Origin of the sequence: Salinicola socius (assembly GCF_001937195.1) — a bacterium.
In the GTDB taxonomy this organism is placed as follows: Bacteria; Pseudomonadota; Gammaproteobacteria; order Pseudomonadales; family Halomonadaceae; genus Salinicola; species Salinicola socius.
In genome coordinates, this window is the sequence record NZ_MSDO01000011.1 from 32,455 (window position 1) to 48,805 (window position 16,351).

The following is a 16,351-nucleotide window of genomic DNA, read 5'->3' on the forward strand; positions in this document are numbered from 1 at the left end:
CGACAGGTCGCCAGACCCGTCATCTGTCATGCATCCACTCAAGCCGATAGCGTTTCGTCGGCCGTCGTTCGCGCCAGAGCACCCCGGGAGGACGGCAAGGCGCCAACGGGCGACTCCGGCTCGGCCTGTACCGTGCTGCGCAACCGGAATAGCGAGACGGTGTCCGCCAGCTGGCGACTCTGCTCGTTCAGCTGTTGCGTCGAAGCACTGGATTGGCGCACGAGCGCCGCGTTGCTCTGGGTCGTCTCGTCGATCTGCGAGATCGCCAGATTGATCTGCTCGATCCCGTGGGACTGCTCTTCCGACGCCAGACGGATCTCCGAGATCAGCGTGCTGATGCGCTCGACCTGAGACACGATTTCGGTGACCCGCTGCCCTGCCTCCGCCGCACGCAGGTTGCCGCCGTCGACCTCGTTCACCGTCTTTCCGATCAGCGCCTTGATCTGCTGGGCCGATGTGGCGCAGCGCTCCGCCAAGCTGCGGACCTCCTGAGCAACCACTGCGAACCCTCGACCATGTTCGCCCGCCCGTGCCGCTTCGACGGAGGCGTTCAGCGCCAGCAGATTGGTCTGGAAGGCAATGCCATCGATCACGCCGACCACCTCGGATATCTGCTTCGCCATGCCGACGATGCGCTGCATCGCTTCGGCCGTCGCCTCGACGGTACCCTGCGCCTCACCCGCCGCCACTGCGGTTCGTCGGGCCTGCTCATCGCTCTCCTGCGCCCGCTGGGCATTCTGCCGCACCGTCGCATTGATCTGCTCGGTACTGGCAGCCGTTTCCTCGAGGCTCGCGGCCTGGGATTCGGTGCGCGATGCAAGCTCGCCATTGCCCGATGCCAGTTCGCGGGTATGGCTTTCGGTCTGCGCAACGGCGCCACGCACCTGGCCCACGATGCGCTCGAGCCCATCGCCTATGCCGTTCATGGCACCGACCAATTGGCCGATCTCATCACCGCGACGCGTCTCTATGCGCTGCGACAGATCGCCCTCTGCGAGAGCCTGCGCCAGACCCACGGCACGATTCATGGGTCGTGTCACCACCCGTTTAACGACCCAGTAGAGCGTGAAGCTCAAGCCCGCCGCGAGGGCGAGCGCAATCAGCAGGAACCGGTTCCGCGCCGCGACCACGCCGGCCTGAATCTCATCGACCGAAACCGATCCGGCCACGACCCACTGCCATTCGGGATAGCGCGAATAGAGAACCAGCCGCTCTTCGCCGCTCCTGGCGGCGTAGTCGATCTCGCCGGAGTCCTGGTCGAACATCGGCCTGAAGACAGCTCCGTTATCGCTGTCCAACAGATTCTGCCCTTCGTAGGGTCCGCCCGCGATCACCTCGCCAGCGCGATCGCCGGCTGCAGAGATCAACATGGTGTAACCCGCCTCGCCGATCCCCATTTCCCGAATGCGGTCCTGAACCTGGGCCATCTCGGCGCTGACGTCCACGCCCACGAACAGCGCCCCGACGACCTGGCCATCGCCATCCTGAATCGGCTGATACTTGGTGATGTAGGGAATGCCGAAAAGCGTGGCGAGACCGATGTACGGCTGATTTGCCATCAGCTTGGCGTAGCTCTTCGAGCCTCTGTCGAGCAAGGTTCCCATCGCCCTCTCGCCCTTCTCGTTCTTCAGCGAGGTGGAAATCCGCACGAAATCGTCGCCGTCACGGGCGAATATCGTCGCCGGCGTTCCCGTCTGGGCGGTGAAGCGATCCAGCTTCCAGGTGTTGTCGTTGAGGACTTCCAGCCCGTCCTTGAGCGTCGGCGTCGGACGTCCGGAAACCTCGACGAGCTGATCCGGGCTCAGGGCGAATCGACCGGAGTACTGGTCGGAGAAGATGTTCAGAAACCGATCCGCCTGCTGCTGCAGGCTGTAATCGAACAGCGACAGCATGTCTCCGATGGAGTCCTGCTGCGTTTGCAGTTCATGCGCAGTGGCCGCGCGCAGCTGTGACGTGCTGTTCTGGGCCATGGCGAAAGCCAACCCCATGAGCACGGCGACCTGCAACAAGGCGACGATGAGGGCCAGCTTGGTACCGATACTGGCGTGACGAAAGCGCTGTCGGAGTGCAGCCATGGATCTTTCCGCGAGTTATGGAGTCGAGGAGCTTATCGGCGGCCGCAAAGAGAATCTTGATGACGGTCACGACAAAATCGTGTCCGGGCAAGACGCCATCCGGGTTTGCTATGCTGGGGGCCGCTTTCTCATCCGGCCATCTGCATGCTGCCCTGGTTACCGCCTCACATCGTCGCTTTCCCACCCGCCGCCCAGGCGCTCGATGACCCTGACGGCCTGTTGGCCGCGGGCGGCGCGCTGACGCCCGACTGGCTATTGAGCGCTTATCGTCACGGCATCTTTCCCTGGTATGGCGAGGGCCAGCCGGTGCTGTGGTGGTCGCCGAATCCGCGCATGGTGCTGTTCCCCGAGGAGATCCGCATTCGCCGAAGCCTGGCCAAACGCCTGCGCAACGGCGGCTTTCAGGTCAGCTTCGATCACGCATTCGAGCGCGTCATCGCCGCCTGCGCCGAAACCCGCGCCGAGGCCGAGGGGACCTGGATCGACGACGCCATGCGCGAGGCCTACGTGGATCTTCATCACCTGGGCCATGCGCATAGCGTCGAGGTGTGGCAGGGAGAAGTTCTGGTCGGCGGGCTGTACGGGCTGTCGATCGGCCGCATCTTTTTCGGGGAGTCGATGTTCAGCCACGTCCCCGATGCCTCAAAGGTGGCGCTGGTCCATCTGGCCCGGCGCCTCCAGCGTCACGGCTTCACCTTGATCGACTGCCAGATGCATACGCCCCACCTGGCCAGCATGGGCGCCAGAGACATCGCCCGGGATACGTTCCTCGACTATCTTGAGAACAGTCTCGGACTCGGGAGCGAAAGCCTCGTCAACAAGGCTTCTCTCGAAAACGATCTCACTGCCCTCAACCCGGCCGATCCCTGGTCAACGGAGTCAACGTGAGCAGCGGCAATGCGAACAACCCGCAACGTCAGGCACGCGATCTTCGTTTTTTCCTGACGGTGCCCCACCCCTGCAGCTATCTGGCTGGCCGTGAAGCCACGACGCTGTTTCTCGACCCACAGGAAACCGTAGCTTCCGACGTCTACGACGCCCTCACGCTATTGGGATTTCGGCGCAGCGGCAGCAATCTCTATCGCCCCCATTGCGAGGCTTGCAATGCCTGCACATCGGTCAGAATTCCGGTCGAAGAGTTCGTGCCATCGCGAACACAGCGCAAGCTGATCAACCGCAACCGCGACCTTACCCTGCAGGTACGGCCAACCGAGTTCGATGAGCAGCACTACGCACTCTATGCGCGCTACATTCACGCCAGACATGCGGATGGCGACATGTTCCCCCCCAGCCGGGAGCAGTACCGAACGTTCCTGACCCAATCGCATCCCTTTGCCAATCTGCTGGAATTTCGGCTGGGCACTCAGTTGATGGCCGTTGCCGCCACGGACCTGCTCGGCCATGGACTCTCTGCGATCTATACGTTCTTCGACCCGGATCCGATCTTCGAGCGACGTTCGCTGGGCAGCTTTGCCATCCTCCGTCAGATCGAACTGGCCAGTGAGCGCCAATTGCCCCATGTCTATCTCGGCTATTGGATCCGTGCCTGCCAGAAAATGCGTTACAAGCAGGACTACCAGCCGCTCGAATATCTCAACGGCGGGCGCTGGCAACGCATGGTCCCGGCGACAGCCCTGCGCTAGCGCAACCGGCTCGGCAGGAGAGGTCGCAAACGTCACGACACTCATGCCCGCGGACGAATTCTGGCCCGATTTCAAGCGTATTTTTGCCTTCCCCGACGAGATGGCCCATAATATCGCGCACTTCAGAGGCTCAAGGGCGGGCCGGCTCGATGCCGACGTGAATGGCGACACTGCCGTTCGCGTTGATTTACGTTGATTGCCGACCGCAAGGCGCCATGCCAGGCCCTCACACCAAGCCCCATGCTCAAACGTTCAAGAGGGATCGCCTATATGGCACGAGAAGATCATATCGAAATGGAAGGCGTCGTCGTCGACACGCTTCCCAACACCATGTTCCGCGTTGAACTGGAAAACGGCCACGTCGTGACCGCCCATATTTCCGGCAAGATGCGCAAGAACTACATCCGCATCCTGACTGGTGACAAGGTCAAGGTAGAGCTGACTCCCTACGACCTATCCAAAGGCCGCATCGTCTACCGCTCTCGCTAATTCCGCGGCCCATCTCGGCGTGACCCTGTCTCGGCGATCTCCCGCCTTCCGGGAAAATACCTGACCTCCTGGTCGGGCGTCAGGCAGACGAGAGCAGAGATGCAAAGAATCGAAAAACGCCTCGCCATGTTGCCATGGCGAGGCGTTGTCGTTTCCGTTCCACCGCAAGGCGCTGACCTTGTCAGGCGACCTCGGCCTCGGTCTCCAGTTGCAGTTCGTCGTTCTCGACCCGAACATGCACGGTGCCGCCATTGTCGGCCAGATCGCCGAACAGGATCATCTCCGCCAATGGCTTCTTGAGCTGCTCCTGAATGACTCGAGCCATTGGCCGCGCCCCCATCTCCCGGTCGTAGCCTTTCTGGGCCAGCCACGCGCGAGCGTCGTCATCGACATCGAGCTGTACGCGTTTCTCATCCAGCTGGGCCTGTAGTTCGACCAGGAACTTGTCGACGACGTTGCGCACGATGGACGGCTCGAGACCATGGAACTGGATGATGCCATCGAGACGGTTGCGGAACTCCGGCGTGAACGTCCGCCGAATCACTTCCATACCATCGGTAGAATGATCCTGCGTCTGGAAACCGATCGAGCGACGAGAGATCTGCTCGGCACCGGCGTTGGACGTCATGATCACGATCACATGACGGAAATCCGCTTCGCGGCCGTTGTTATCGGTCAGGCGGCCGTGATCCATCACCTGCAACAGCAGATTGAAGACCTCGGGATGCGCTTTCTCGATCTCATCGAGCAGCAACACGCAATGCGGTTGCTTGGTGATCGCCTCGGTCAACAGGCCACCCTGGTCGTAACCAACGTATCCCGGCGGCGCACCGATCAGGCGCGATACCGTATGCCGCTCCATGTATTCCGACATATCGAACCGCACCAGCTCGATTCCCATCAGATGGGACAGCTGTCGTGCGACCTCGGTCTTGCCGACGCCGGTCGGGCCGGCGAACAGGAAGCTGCCGACCGGCTTGTCCGGCGACTTGAGCCCGGCCCGGGACAGCTTGATCGCCGCGGACAGACTGGTGATCGCCTCATCCTGGCCGAACACCAGCATCTTCAGATCGCGCTCCAGATTGGAGAGCAACTTGCGATCCGAGCTGGAGACGCTCTTCGGCGGAATTCGTGCAATGGAGGCCACCACGGCCTCGACCTGCTCGACATCGATCGTCGCGATTCGCGCTTCCGGCGGCAGCAGACGCTGGTGCGCACCCGCTTCGTCGATGACATCGATCGCCTTGTCGGGCAGGTGACGATCGTTGATGTAGCGATCCGCCAGCCGAGCGGCACTCTCCAGCGCCGCATCGGTATACTTCAACTGGTGATGCTCCTCGAACCGGCCCCGCAACCCCTTGAGGATGCGAATGGTGTCGTCGACGGTCGGCTCAGGCACATCCACCTTCTGGAATCGACGCGCCAGCGCGCGATCCTTCTCGAAGATTCCACGGAACTCCTGGAAAGTCGTCGAACCGATGCAGCGTAGCTCACCGGAGGAGAGCAGCGGCTTGAGCAGGTTGGACGCATCCATGACGCCACCGGACGCTGCACCGGCCCCGATCACCGTGTGAATCTCGTCGATGAACAGAATCGAATTGTCCTGCTTGCGCAGTTCGGCCAACAGCCCTTTCAGCCGTTTCTCGAAGTCACCGCGATACTTGGTGCCCGCCAGCAATGCACCCATGTCGAGCGAATAGACCACCGCGTCGGCGATCACGTCTGGCACGTCTTCCTCGACGATGCGCTTGGCAAGGCCTTCGGCGATGGCGGTCTTGCCGACACCGGCTTCACCCACCAGCAGCGGATTGTTCTTGCGCCGACGAGCAAGAATCTGCACCACGCGCTCGAGTTCGTGGTCGCGGCCGATCAACGGATCGATCTTGCCCAGCCGCGCCTGATCGTTAAGGTTGGTGGCATAGTTGGTCAGCGGGCTCTGACCATTCTCGGTGGCCGCCTCTTCGCCCTCTTCGGACTCCTGGGAAGGCTGCTGAGACTGACCATGACCCGCCACCTTGGAGATGCCGTGGGCGATGTAGTTCACCGCGTCTACCCGCGCCACGCTCTGTTGCTTGAGGAAGTAGACGGCCTGGCTCTCCTGCTCGGAGAAGATCGCCACCAGCACGTTGGCACCGGTCACTTCACTCTTGCCGGAGGACTGGACATGGAAAACGGCACGCTGAAGCACGCGCTGGAAACCCAGCGTCGGCTGCGTTTCCCGATCTTCCTGCTCTTCGGGAATCAGCGGCGTAGTGGAATTGATGAAATCCTGCAGATCGGCACGAAGCTTTTCCAGATTCGCCCCACAGGCATTCAGCACATCGGCTGCCGAGGCATTATCGAGAAGTGCCAGCAGCAGGTGCTCCACGGTCATGAACTCGTGTCGCTTGGAACGCGCCACGGTGAAGGCCGTGTTCAGGGTGAGTTCAAGTTCTTTACTCAACATGGCAGTCCCCTTTTAGCCACTGAGGGCATCGGTCGGCACTTTCACAATCGGGCACAATCAGCGGTTCCGCAAGTCTTCAAAGACAAAAGCGTTGACGATGTGTGTCCGCCACTTATTCCGCGGCATCCACGTCACACATCAGCGGATGCTCGCACTCTTTCGCGTATTCATTGACCTGATGACACTTGGTCTCTGCGATGTCGCGGGTGAAGATGCCACAGGTCGCACGGCCCTGGGTGTGGACGGCCAGCATGATCTGTACGGCTTTCTCGCTATCCATGGCGAAAAACCGCTGTAGCACTTCGACGACGAATTCCATCGGCGTGTAGTCGTCGTTGTACAGCACGACCTTGTACATGGGTGGCGGCACCAGTTGCGGGTCCGACACCTGCTCGGCGACATATCCCTGATCTTCATGATCGGGGTCGGGAGGACGCGTCATTCCTAGACGCACCGGCTCCCTGGAAAGGTAGGTCGACACTCTGTCTGCGATCTCTGACATACGGTTCTTGGCACAATCTGGATGAATCCCTGGATGCATCGGCTCGGGTACAAGTTGGGACTGAGGTCAGGTATTGGATACCATCGGAGGCCCGAGGTTCCTTGAAGATGCGGCCGACGGGGTTCGTATGCAAGCCCTCATTCAAAATAGTCACGACAGGCCCCGACCGCCACGATGTCGCTGTCGAAAGCCACCACCCCACTAGCTCGGAGGCGCGTCGACGATCGACATGAGTCGAATCTATCTACTGCATAAGCCCTACAACGTGCTCTGCCAGTTCACCGATGACAACGGGCGAGGCACCTTGGCTGACCACATCGAGATACCCGGCATCTACCCGGCCGGGCGACTCGATTATGACTCCGAAGGGCTACTGCTGCTGACTGACGATGGCGCTTTGATCCATCGTGTCAGCGACCCGCGGCACAAACTGCCGAAGCAATACTGGGTCCAGGTGGAGGGCGAACCGGACGAGAACGCGCTCAAGGCGCTGCGCGAGGGAGTTACGCTGAAGGACGGCCCGACCCGGCCGGCCAGGGTTCGGCGCCTGACCGGGGCGGAGCCCGCGCCCCGCACTCCCCCGGTGCGCTACCGCGAATCGATACCCACGACCTGGCTTGCGATCGAACTGCGCGAGGGGCGTAATCGGCAGGTCCGCCGAATGACAGCGCATGTCGGCCACCCAACGCTACGCTTGATCCGCACCGCGATAGGGCCGTGGCGACTCGACGACCTGGCACCAGGCGATTGGCGCAGCGAGACCATCAATGTCCCCGCACGACCGCCGCGGACGGCCTCGGACAAGCATTCAAAGCCACGTCGCAACCACTGAACGACGCGTCCAGGCAGGTCGCGCCGACCACGGCATTTCGGGTAGCGGGCTTTCGAATTGACCCAGACCGGGTATGATCGGCCTGAGCCCTGCGCCCCGAGGTCGGGGAGACACGTATCGAGCTGGGCGTATCGAGTCGGGAGAATAATGACATGAATCGCTGGACACCCCGCGTGACCGTTGCCGTGGTCGTGGAACGGGCCGGTCGTTACCTGATGGTGGAAGAGGATCGCGGCGGGCCGTTCAGTCTGTTCAACCAGCCCGCCGGGCACCTGGAGAGAGGAGAGCGCCTGATCGCCGCCGCCGAACGGGAAGTTCGTGAAGAGTCGGCCTGGCAGGTTGCCATCACCGACTATCTGGGACTCTACGTTCACCAGACCTCGGATGGCATCACGTTCCATAGCCACGCCTTCCTCAGTCTGCCGCTGGCTCACCTCGGCAACTCTCTCGACAAGGGCATCATCAGCGCCCACTGGCTAACCTATGACGAAATCGACGATCTCAACCGCAACCGTCGCCTGCGCAGCCCGGTCGTGATGCAGCGACTGCGCGATGCCCGCGATGGTCGTCGCTACCCGCTGGACGTCATCCGCGAACGCTGACGCGACTCGCCACGGGCGGCCCCCAGCCTACTCCGCCGTCAAGTACGACCGGGCTCGATGCCGCGGTCCGCTTTCGGCTATAATCCGGGGTCATTTATTCGGTCGACTACAACGTCGTTGCACCAGCGGTTGGCGAATCCATTTGCATCGCCCGCCCCCACCTGCCTCGGAAATCGCCATGACCACAGCCAGCTTGCCCAGCGATACCGTGCGTTCCTCCCGCGAAGACGCCTTGTCATCCAAGGAGGCTCGGAGAGTCATCGTCGGCATGTCGGGGGGCGTCGACTCCTCCGTGACCGCACTGTTGCTGCTCCAGCAGGGCTATCAGGTCGAAGGCCTGTTCATGAAGAACTGGGACGAAGACGACGGCACCGAATACTGCACGGCGATGGCGGATCTGGCCGATGCCCAGGCGGTGAGCGACACGCTCGGCATCAAGCTGCACACGGCCAACTTCGCCGCCGAATACTGGGACAACGTCTTCGAGCATTTCCTGGCGGAGTACCAGGCGGGTCGCACGCCCAACCCGGACATTCTTTGCAACCGCGAGATCAAGTTCAAGGTCTTTCTCGACTACGCCGAGCGACTCGGCGCGGATCTCATCGCCACCGGGCACTACGTCCGTAGAGGCATCGACGACGCCAGCGGCCAGGCCCAATTGCTCAAGGGTCTTGATGGCAACAAGGACCAGAGCTATTTCCTCCACGCGGTGCCCGGCGATGCCATCGCGCGCACGCTGTTCCCTGTCGGTGAACTGGAAAAGCCCGAGGTCAGGGCGTTGGCGGAGCGTCACGGCCTGGCCACGGCACGCAAGAAGGATTCCACCGGCATCTGCTTCATCGGAGAACGCCGTTTCAGCGATTTTCTCAGGCAGTATCTGCCGGCCCAGCCCGGCCCCATCGAAACCGCGGAAGGCGATCGGGTCGGCGAACACATGGGGCTGATGTACTACACCCTGGGACAGCGGCGCGGTCTGGGTATCGGCGGCCTCAAGGATCATAGCGAGGACCCGTGGTTCGTCGCCGCCAAGGATCTCGAGCGCAATGTGCTGGTCGTGGTTCAGGGCGAACATCCGTTGCTCTACAGCGATGTCGTGTACTGCGAGCCGGCGACCTGGGTCGCCGGCAAGCCGCCGGCAAGCACTCGCCTGCGTGCCAAGACTCGCTATCGCCAGCAGGACGTTCCCTGCGAGGTCACGCTACTGGCCGAGGGCGAACTCGAGGTTCGCTTCGATCGGCCGCAGCGCGCCGTCACGCCGGGCCAGTCGCTGGTGCTCTACGAGGGCGATATCTGTCTCGGCGGCGCGGTCATTCGTGCCACGGCAACGGCCGAGGCGGCGGCCGGCGCCGCGGTTGCCGATACCCTCTCCGACGCCGCCACCCTTAACGCCACGACGGGGAGTCAGCGTTCGGCATGAATCCAACGCCCATTCAATCGGCACCACTCGACAGTCAGGGTCGCCAGGCGCTGGCGCTGGCAGGCGTCTTCCAGGCAGCCTCCGTGGTCGATCAGCTCGCCCGCACCGGCCAGTGCGACGAACGCGCCTGGAACACCCTGCTTCGCGCCACGCTGGAGACCGATCCGCCCAGCTTCGAATCGATCTACGGCGGCCATCACAACAACCTGCGCCTGGGGATCGATACCTTGCTGGCAGTGATGTCTCGTCAGCACGCCCAGCCGGCCGTGATGCGCTACGGCTTCTCGATGGTTCTGCTGATGCAGCGGCTGCGCAAGGACGACGCCATGATGAGCACGCTCGGACAGCGGCTGGGCCGAGTCCAGGGCCAGGCCGAACATTTCGGCGAAACGCACGAGAACGTGATCGCCAGCCTCGGCGAACTCTACCAGGAGACCCTGTCGACCTTCCGTTATCGGATCGTGGTGCAGGGTGAACCCAGCCTGCTGCAGAGCCGCCACATGCCGGAACGCATCCGTACTGCCTTGCTCGCCGGCGTTCGCTTCGCCCTGCTGTGGCATCAGCAAGGTGGGCGGCGCTGGCGCCTGATCTTTCAGCGTGGCGCCATCAAGCGCACGCTGCGCGAGCTCGACGGCAATTGATGTCGAACCCATGAATTCGTTAACCGCGAGCCCCGTGCTCGTGCGAGCCCTCGGGAACCCAAGATGATCGAACTCTCCGCATTGACCGCCCTTTCACCCGTCGACGGCCGCTACGCCGCCAAGGCAGCGCCGCTACGCGAGCATTTCAGCGAATTCGGCCTGATCCGCGCGCGCGTGACCGTGGAAGTTCGCTGGCTCGAAAGACTGGCTGCGCATCCGGGCATCCCCGAGGTGCCGCCGCTCTCCGTGGAGGCCCAGGCCTTTCTGGACAATCTGGTCAAGACGTTTTCCGTGACCGACGCCGAGCGCATCAAGACCATCGAGCGCACCACCAATCATGATGTCAAGGCCGTCGAGTACTTCATCAAGGAAGCCATTGCCGATCAGGCCGAGCTGCATGCCGTCACCGAATTCGTGCACTTCGCCTGCACCAGCGAGGACATCAACAATCTCTCCTACGCGCTGATGATGCGCGATGGGCTCACTGCCCTGCTGCCGACGATGCGCAAGGTCCATGATGCGATCGCCAGGCTGGCCCACGAGCACGCCGAACAGCCGATGCTATCGCGAACCCACGGCCAGACCGCCAGCCCCACTACGCTGGGCAAGGAGATGGCCAACGTCGCCTACCGCCTGCAGCGCCAGCTCAGGCAGATCGAATCGGTCGCATTGCTGGGCAAGATCAATGGCGCCGTGGGCAACTACAACGCGCATCTGGCAACGTATCCGGAGATCGACTGGGCCGACAACGCCCGCACGTTCGTCGAGTCGCTCGGCCTCACGTTCAATCCCTACACCACCCAGATCGAGCCGCACGACTACGTCGCCGAACTGTTCGATGCCATCAGCCGCTTCAATACCATCTTGATCGACTTCGACCGCGACGTATGGGGCTATATTTCGCTTGGCTACTTCAAGCAGCGCACCGTTGCCGGCGAGATCGGCTCATCGACGATGCCGCACAAGGTCAATCCGATCGACTTCGAGAATTCCGAGGGCAATCTGGGCCTGGCCAATGCGCTGCTTGATCATCTGGCGCGTAAACTGCCGATTTCCCGCTGGCAGCGCGATCTGACGGACTCGACCGTATTGCGCAACCTGGGCGTCGGGCTGGCCTATGGTTTGATTGCCTACGAAGCGGCACTCAAGGGCATCGGCAAGCTGGAAGCCAACCCACAGCGACTCAATGACGATCTGGATCAGAGCTGGGAAGTGCTGGCCGAACCCATCCAGACCGTCATGCGCCGCTACGGAATCGAAAAACCCTACGAGAAGCTCAAGGAACTGACCCGCGGCAAGCGCATCGATCAGGCCGGTTTTGCCGCCTTCATCGACACGCTCGCCCTGCCGGATGAGGTCAAGACCGAGCTCAAGGCGCTGTCGCCGGCGAGCTATATCGGTAACGCCGCCGATCAGGCCAGAGCGCTTTAATCCCCCAATCACGCCAAGGCAGGAGATCGACATGACGTCGGCCAACACGCCCCGCACACTGCTGGGCGGTCTCACGCCCGCCCAGTTCCTCAGTCAGCACTGGCAGAAATCGCCGCTGTTGATCCGCGGCGCCCTGCCCGATTTCGTCTCCCCGCTGGAACCGGACGATCTGGCAGGTCTGGCCTGCGAAGAGGGGATCGAAGCGAGACTGGTCGAGGAGAACGGTCCCGACAAGGCGTGGCAGGTGAGCCATGGCCCGTTCGACGAGGATACCTTCTCGCGCCTGCCGACCAGCGGCTGGTCGCTGCTGGTGCAGGCGGTGGATCACTACGTACCCGAGATCGCCGAACTTCTGGAAACGTTCGATTTCCTTCCCAGCTGGCGACTCGACGACGTCATGGTCAGCTACGCCCCGACCGGAGGCAGCGTGGGCGCTCACATCGACCAGTACGACGTTTTCCTGCTGCAGGCCAGCGGTCGGCGGCGTTGGCAATTGGGGGGCAGCCCCGGGGACGACGCGCGCCTGATCCCCGGGATCGACCTGCGCATTCTGGAGAACTTCACGGTCGACGCTGATCATGACTGGGTGCTGGAACCGGGCGACATGCTCTATCTGCCTCCCGGCGTCGCCCACCACGGCGTCAGCGACTCCGACGACTGCCTGACCTACTCGATCGGCTTTCGGGCGCCGTCCGCCGATGAAATCGTGACCTCGTTCGCCGACTATATCGGCGAACAGCTAGGCGATCGACAGCGCTATGGCGACGCCGATCTTCAGCCACCCGCCGCCGTTGGCGAGCTGGACGATCAGGCCATTGCGCGGGTTCGCCGGCTATTGATGGAGGCGATCGACAGGCCCGAGCAGATCGCGCAGTGGTTCGGCCGAGCCATGACGCAACCCAAGTATGTGGATCAGCTGCTTCCCTCGGAGTCCCCGACTGACCCGGCCGAGCTGCGCATTGCGCTGGAAGCGGGTGGAGAATTGCGCCGTACGCCAGGATCGCGCTTTGCCTGGCGTCGGCTTAGCGACGCTCAGGCCACGCTGTTCGCCGATGGCGACGCCGTCGTCTGCGACCTTGGACTGGCCCACCACCTGGCCGAGAATCCCCTCATCGACGCCGATGTGCTCGGCTATTCCGATAGCGAGCGCCTGCTTGCGGCGCTTGTCGACAGTGGTAGCCTGAGTCGCCCCGATGAGGACGACCAGGGTTGACGGTGGCGCATGCAACCAGCCGGTCGCTTCCACCCAACCTGTCGAACAGACCTGCCGAACGCAGTGGTCGACGACAGGCCCGCGAACGACAAAGCCCCGAATGACTGGACTCGTTTTAGAACACTGTTTTAATGTAGTGGTTTGATGTACCGGGCAAGAAGCCATATCTGGATGTTAAGGAGAATCGATCATGAAACGACTCATCGCCCCCGCCCTCGTCATGAGCCTGCTGGCCCTGGCCGGCTGTACCAACAACTCGACCTACTCAGGTGATGTCTATCGTGGAGATCAGGCAGGTACGGCACAATCTGTCAGCTACGGCACCATTCAATCGGTTCGTCCCGTCCAGATTCAGGGCGGCAATGGCGAGAGCGTTCTCGGTAGTCTCGGCGGCGCGGTGATCGGGGGCCTGCTGGGCAACCAGGTCGGCGGCGGCTCAGGTCGCACCATCGCCACCGCTGCGGGCGCCCTTGGCGGGACCGTTGCCGGCAGCAAGATTCAGCAAGCGACCGATCGCGTCGACGGCTACGAGCTCGAGATTCGTCAGGACAGCGGACAAAACGTCGTGGTCGTTCAGAAGGCCGATCGCAACTGGCAGGTTGGCCAGCGCGTCAAGCTCGTCGCCAGCGGTTCAAGCGTGAGCGTCGCTCCCTACTGAGCGAAGGCATGAAGACGGAGAAGCGTTGCCCTTCCGTCACATCGTTGTCAACGGCGCCCTCGAGGCGCCGTTTTTGTTAGTGTGATACTAATTTCAGATGTCGTAGACGCTTTACATACGTTATTGTATGTTGCGTAGGCTAGGTCATTCGTCGAAGGGAACAATACGATTCATGAAGGGACTCATGTGGGCGTCAACCAGCGTCGCCATCGCTCTGGCAAGCATTTCAGGCTCGGTCTGGGCCGATGGCATCCTGACGCTGAAATCGGAAAACGATATTTTTGCCAGTGGCGGTGACGGCCACTATACCAACGGCCTGGAAGCGGACTGGTCCTTCCGACCCGACCGCGACCACTGGACACGCGCACTTGCCGACGCCATACCCGGATGGAGCGCGGCATCGCTGGATGGTGCCGCTTACCGCTTCGGACAGCAGATCTATACCCCCGAAGACATCGATCAGCGAAAACTGATCGAGGACGATAGACCCTACGCGGGTGTTCTCTATGCCGGTCTTTCGCTATTCGATGATGAGCAACTGGTCGGATGGCGCCGCACCAGCGGCGTGTATGTCGACGTCGGTCTCGTCGGCCCGGGTTCCGGCGGCCATACGGTGCAGCAGAACTTCCACCACCTGATCGACAGTGACGAGCCCAAGGGCTGGCACAATCAGCTTCACAACGAACCATTCGTCAACGTTGCCTATCAGACCGCCTGGTGGAAGCAAGGTCAGCTGGGCCCACTGGAAGCCGAGTACGGCCCTTCAGCCGGCCTGGCCATCGGCAATCTGTACACCTACGCCGCAACGGGTCTTGGGCTACGCCTCGGCCAAGGTCTCGACAAGAGTTTTGGTGTCCCCGCCGTGGCACCCTCTCAAGGCAGCCGAATCTTCTTCGAAGCCAACAGTGGCTTCAACTGGTACCTCTTCGCCAATGTCGAGGGTCGACTCATGGCCTACAACATGTTGCTGGACGGCAATACATTCGAAGACAGCCATTCCGTCGATCGCCGCCCCTGGGTCGGCGACGCGCAGGCCGGCCTGGCTGTCTCGTGGAATCGCTGGCAGCTGACCTACAGTTCGGTCTGGCGCACCCACGAGTTCGAAACTCAGGACAGCGGCGACCAGTTCGGCTCCATCACGCTTTCGACCTGGCTATAACGGCAATTTCACGCGCAGCCAGGCGTCCTCGTCAGCTTTCCTTCAGTCGGTGTCAAACGCAAAACGGGCGATGCTCGAGGCATCGCCCGCATTCCAGGTCGGCCAAAACGACCGATATCGGACTCAGTGCAACTTGGCTTTGCGCATGCCCCAGCAGGCGACTCGTTTGCCGACCCAGATCCCGATTGCCAGCAGGATCAACGTCAACAGCATGGAAACGGGTTTCACGATGAAGGTCGCCCCCAGCACCGCCAGCGCGACCGCCATGATCCAGCGATCCTGAGCGGGGTCTCCCTGCAGTTGAACCGGCAACCGGCGTTTGACCGCCCCTCCAAGCCCGCCATCCCACGCCTTGAGCAATAGAAACAGTAGAACGGCAAAGGCAACGAGCCAAACGACAAAAACGGTCATGACGAACTTCTCCTCAACCGGGAATCATGGTGGTCTATGCTCGGATCAGGGTAACCACCCCCGTCAGGCGGTGCAACCGCCACAGATGCCGTCTGGCGGGCGCGAATACCCCCGATAAGGTCAATATCCGACCCATTGCGACCTGACAGAAAGGTCATGGCACGTTAGGATGGGACAGACATGCACAAACGCAAAGGTTTCAAGATGCAGATTGCCCAGAACTCCGTGGTCGCGTTCCACTACAAACTGACCAATGATGCGGGAGAAGTACTGGACAGTTCCGAAGGTCGGGATCCGCTGACCTACCTACACGGTGCGGGCAACATCATTCCGGGGCTCGAGAAAGAACTCGAGGGCCACGGTAGCGGTGACAAGCTCCAGGTCGCCGTCGCACCGGAAGAAGGTTACGGTGAAGTGCAGCCGGCGCTGGTCCAGGAAGTTCCCCGCGATGCCTTCCAGGGTGTCGACGATGTCGAGCCGGGTATGCAGTTCCAGGCGCAGACCCAGGAAGGTCCGCTGATGGTCACGGTCACCAAGGTCGAAGGCGATACCGTTACTGTCGACGGCAATCATCCGCTGGCTGGCGAGAAGCTGAACTTCGACGTGGAGATCGCCGAAGTGCGCGAAGCGACCGAAGAAGAAGTGTCTCACGGTCACGTTCATGGCGAAGGTGGTCACGAGCACTGATCAAAGCGAACCCCGCCCGGGCGGGGTTCGTTGCCTGGCGTCATTGATCGCCATGCAACCGTCATGTAAAAGGGCAGCCTAGCGGCTGCCCTTTTCATGTTACGCGGTGGTGAAAATTCACCGGTACGACGCCGTCGTCGCCATC

17 protein-coding genes are annotated in these 16,351 nt (G+C 61.9%); 13 read left to right on the forward strand and 4 right to left on the reverse strand.

Annotated features, from left to right (window positions below):
* Window positions 1-38 precede the first annotated feature (38 nt).
* Window positions 39-2,075 (reverse strand): methyl-accepting chemotaxis protein, encoded by a 2,037-nt coding sequence (locus BTW07_RS09265; protein ID WP_075569899.1) that lies wholly within the window; start codon window positions 2,073-2,075, stop codon window positions 39-41.
* Between the two features lie 144 nt (window positions 2,076-2,219).
* Here BTW07_RS09265 and aat point away from each other — a divergent pair, with 144 nt between their 5' ends.
* The 4 genes from aat to infA all read left to right on the forward strand — a co-directional run bounded on the left by aat (window position 2,220) and on the right by infA (window position 4,207).
* Entirely contained in the window at window positions 2,220-2,963 is a 744-nt protein-coding gene (gene aat / locus BTW07_RS09270; protein WP_075569900.1) for a leucyl/phenylalanyl-tRNA--protein transferase, read from the forward strand.
* The gene (locus tag BTW07_RS09275; protein WP_075569901.1) at window positions 2,960-3,718 is read left to right on the forward strand and encodes an arginyltransferase; all 759 of its coding nucleotides are present in this window, start codon (window positions 2,960-2,962) and stop codon (window positions 3,716-3,718) included. Before aat ends, BTW07_RS09275 begins: the two co-directional genes overlap by 4 nt.
* Window positions 3,719-3,761: 43 nt before the next feature.
* Window positions 3,762-3,914, forward strand: coding sequence for a hypothetical protein (locus BTW07_RS19830; RefSeq protein WP_158025874.1), 153 nt, complete (start codon window positions 3,762-3,764; stop codon window positions 3,912-3,914).
* Between the two features lie 74 nt (window positions 3,915-3,988).
* Entirely contained in the window at window positions 3,989-4,207 is a 219-nt protein-coding gene (gene infA / locus BTW07_RS09280) for a translation initiation factor IF-1 (protein WP_013332816.1), read from the forward strand.
* A 181-nt stretch (window positions 4,208-4,388) separates the two neighbouring features.
* Here the strand turns inward: infA and clpA are convergent, their stop codons facing one another.
* Entirely contained in the window at window positions 4,389-6,653 is a 2,265-nt protein-coding gene (gene clpA, locus BTW07_RS09285) for an ATP-dependent Clp protease ATP-binding subunit ClpA (protein WP_075569902.1), read from the reverse strand.
* A 112-nt stretch (window positions 6,654-6,765) separates the two neighbouring features.
* Window positions 6,766-7,095 (reverse strand): ATP-dependent Clp protease adapter ClpS, encoded by a 330-nt coding sequence (gene clpS, locus BTW07_RS09290; protein ID WP_232823796.1) that lies wholly within the window; start codon window positions 7,093-7,095, stop codon window positions 6,766-6,768.
* A 289-nt stretch (window positions 7,096-7,384) separates the two neighbouring features.
* Between clpS and BTW07_RS09295 the strand changes: the two genes are divergently transcribed.
* The 8 genes from BTW07_RS09295 to BTW07_RS09330 all read left to right on the forward strand — a co-directional run bounded on the left by BTW07_RS09295 (window position 7,385) and on the right by BTW07_RS09330 (window position 15,108).
* Window positions 7,385-7,987 carry a pseudouridine synthase gene (locus BTW07_RS09295; RefSeq protein WP_075569904.1) on the forward strand — a complete coding sequence of 201 codons (603 nt, stop codon included), beginning with the start codon at window positions 7,385-7,387 and terminating at the stop codon, window positions 7,985-7,987.
* A 152-nt stretch (window positions 7,988-8,139) separates the two neighbouring features.
* Window positions 8,140-8,589, forward strand: a complete 450-nt coding sequence (locus BTW07_RS09300) for an NUDIX domain-containing protein (protein WP_075569905.1) — start codon at window positions 8,140-8,142, stop codon at window positions 8,587-8,589.
* A 178-nt stretch (window positions 8,590-8,767) separates the two neighbouring features.
* Complete coding sequence (gene mnmA, locus BTW07_RS09305; protein ID WP_110643069.1) at window positions 8,768-10,006, forward strand: tRNA 2-thiouridine(34) synthase MnmA; 1,239 nt, start codon at window positions 8,768-8,770, stop codon at window positions 10,004-10,006.
* The gene (gene hflD / locus BTW07_RS09310; protein WP_075569906.1) at window positions 10,003-10,647 is read left to right on the forward strand and encodes a high frequency lysogenization protein HflD; all 645 of its coding nucleotides are present in this window, start codon (window positions 10,003-10,005) and stop codon (window positions 10,645-10,647) included. The genes mnmA and hflD overlap by 4 nt, the downstream gene beginning before the upstream one ends.
* 66 nt (window positions 10,648-10,713) lie before the next feature.
* Window positions 10,714-12,078 (forward strand): adenylosuccinate lyase, encoded by a 1,365-nt coding sequence (purB, locus tag BTW07_RS09315; RefSeq protein ID WP_075570014.1) that lies wholly within the window; start codon window positions 10,714-10,716, stop codon window positions 12,076-12,078.
* Between the two features lie 31 nt (window positions 12,079-12,109).
* Window positions 12,110-13,291: a ribosomal protein uL16 3-hydroxylase gene (locus BTW07_RS09320; RefSeq protein ID WP_075569907.1), complete on the forward strand. Its 1,182-nt coding sequence runs from the start codon at window positions 12,110-12,112 to the stop codon at window positions 13,289-13,291.
* Between the two features lie 190 nt (window positions 13,292-13,481).
* A complete protein-coding gene (locus tag BTW07_RS09325) occupies window positions 13,482-13,949 on the forward strand; it encodes an outer membrane lipoprotein (RefSeq protein ID WP_075569908.1) in 468 nt (155 codons plus the stop codon).
* A gap of 172 nt (window positions 13,950-14,121) precedes the next feature.
* Window positions 14,122-15,108: a lipid A deacylase LpxR family protein gene (locus BTW07_RS09330; RefSeq protein ID WP_232823795.1), complete on the forward strand. Its 987-nt coding sequence runs from the start codon at window positions 14,122-14,124 to the stop codon at window positions 15,106-15,108.
* Window positions 15,109-15,231: 123 nt separating this feature from the next.
* Here the strand turns inward: BTW07_RS09330 and BTW07_RS09335 are convergent, their stop codons facing one another.
* Window positions 15,232-15,519, reverse strand: coding sequence for a hypothetical protein (locus BTW07_RS09335; RefSeq protein ID WP_075569910.1), 288 nt, complete (start codon window positions 15,517-15,519; stop codon window positions 15,232-15,234).
* A gap of 204 nt (window positions 15,520-15,723) precedes the next feature.
* Between BTW07_RS09335 and slyD the strand changes: the two genes are divergently transcribed.
* Window positions 15,724-16,206 (forward strand): peptidylprolyl isomerase, encoded by a 483-nt coding sequence (slyD, locus tag BTW07_RS09340; protein WP_075570015.1) that lies wholly within the window; start codon window positions 15,724-15,726, stop codon window positions 16,204-16,206.
* Window positions 16,207-16,351 lie beyond the last annotated feature (145 nt).

What these genes read in the sequence shown, in the direction of transcription:
- BTW07_RS09265 (WP_075569899.1), bottom strand. Translation starts at nt 2,075, where the DNA reads ATGGCTGCACTCCGACAGCGCTTTCGTCACGCCAGTATCGGTACCAAG.
- aat (WP_075569900.1), top strand. Translation starts at nt 2,220, where the DNA reads ATGCTGCCCTGGTTACCGCCTCACATCGTCGCTTTCCCACCCGCCGCC.
- BTW07_RS19830 (WP_158025874.1), top strand. Translation starts at nt 3,762, where the DNA reads ATGCCCGCGGACGAATTCTGGCCCGATTTCAAGCGTATTTTTGCCTTC.
- infA (WP_013332816.1), top strand. Translation starts at nt 3,989, where the DNA reads ATGGCACGAGAAGATCATATCGAAATGGAAGGCGTCGTCGTCGACACG.
- clpA (WP_075569902.1), bottom strand. Translation starts at nt 6,653, where the DNA reads ATGTTGAGTAAAGAACTTGAACTCACCCTGAACACGGCCTTCACCGTG.
- clpS (WP_232823796.1), bottom strand. Translation starts at nt 7,095, where the DNA reads ATGACGCGTCCTCCCGACCCCGATCATGAAGATCAGGGATATGTCGCC.
- BTW07_RS09295 (WP_075569904.1), top strand. Translation starts at nt 7,385, where the DNA reads ATGAGTCGAATCTATCTACTGCATAAGCCCTACAACGTGCTCTGCCAG.
- BTW07_RS09300 (WP_075569905.1), top strand. Translation starts at nt 8,140, where the DNA reads ATGAATCGCTGGACACCCCGCGTGACCGTTGCCGTGGTCGTGGAACGG.
- mnmA (WP_110643069.1), top strand. Translation starts at nt 8,768, where the DNA reads ATGACCACAGCCAGCTTGCCCAGCGATACCGTGCGTTCCTCCCGCGAA.
- hflD (WP_075569906.1), top strand. Translation starts at nt 10,003, where the DNA reads ATGAATCCAACGCCCATTCAATCGGCACCACTCGACAGTCAGGGTCGC.
- BTW07_RS09320 (WP_075569907.1), top strand. Translation starts at nt 12,110, where the DNA reads ATGACGTCGGCCAACACGCCCCGCACACTGCTGGGCGGTCTCACGCCC.
- BTW07_RS09325 (WP_075569908.1), top strand. Translation starts at nt 13,482, where the DNA reads ATGAAACGACTCATCGCCCCCGCCCTCGTCATGAGCCTGCTGGCCCTG.
- BTW07_RS09330 (WP_232823795.1), top strand. Translation starts at nt 14,122, where the DNA reads ATGAAGGGACTCATGTGGGCGTCAACCAGCGTCGCCATCGCTCTGGCA.
- BTW07_RS09335 (WP_075569910.1), bottom strand. Translation starts at nt 15,519, where the DNA reads ATGACCGTTTTTGTCGTTTGGCTCGTTGCCTTTGCCGTTCTACTGTTT.
- slyD (WP_075570015.1), top strand. Translation starts at nt 15,724, where the DNA reads ATGCAGATTGCCCAGAACTCCGTGGTCGCGTTCCACTACAAACTGACC.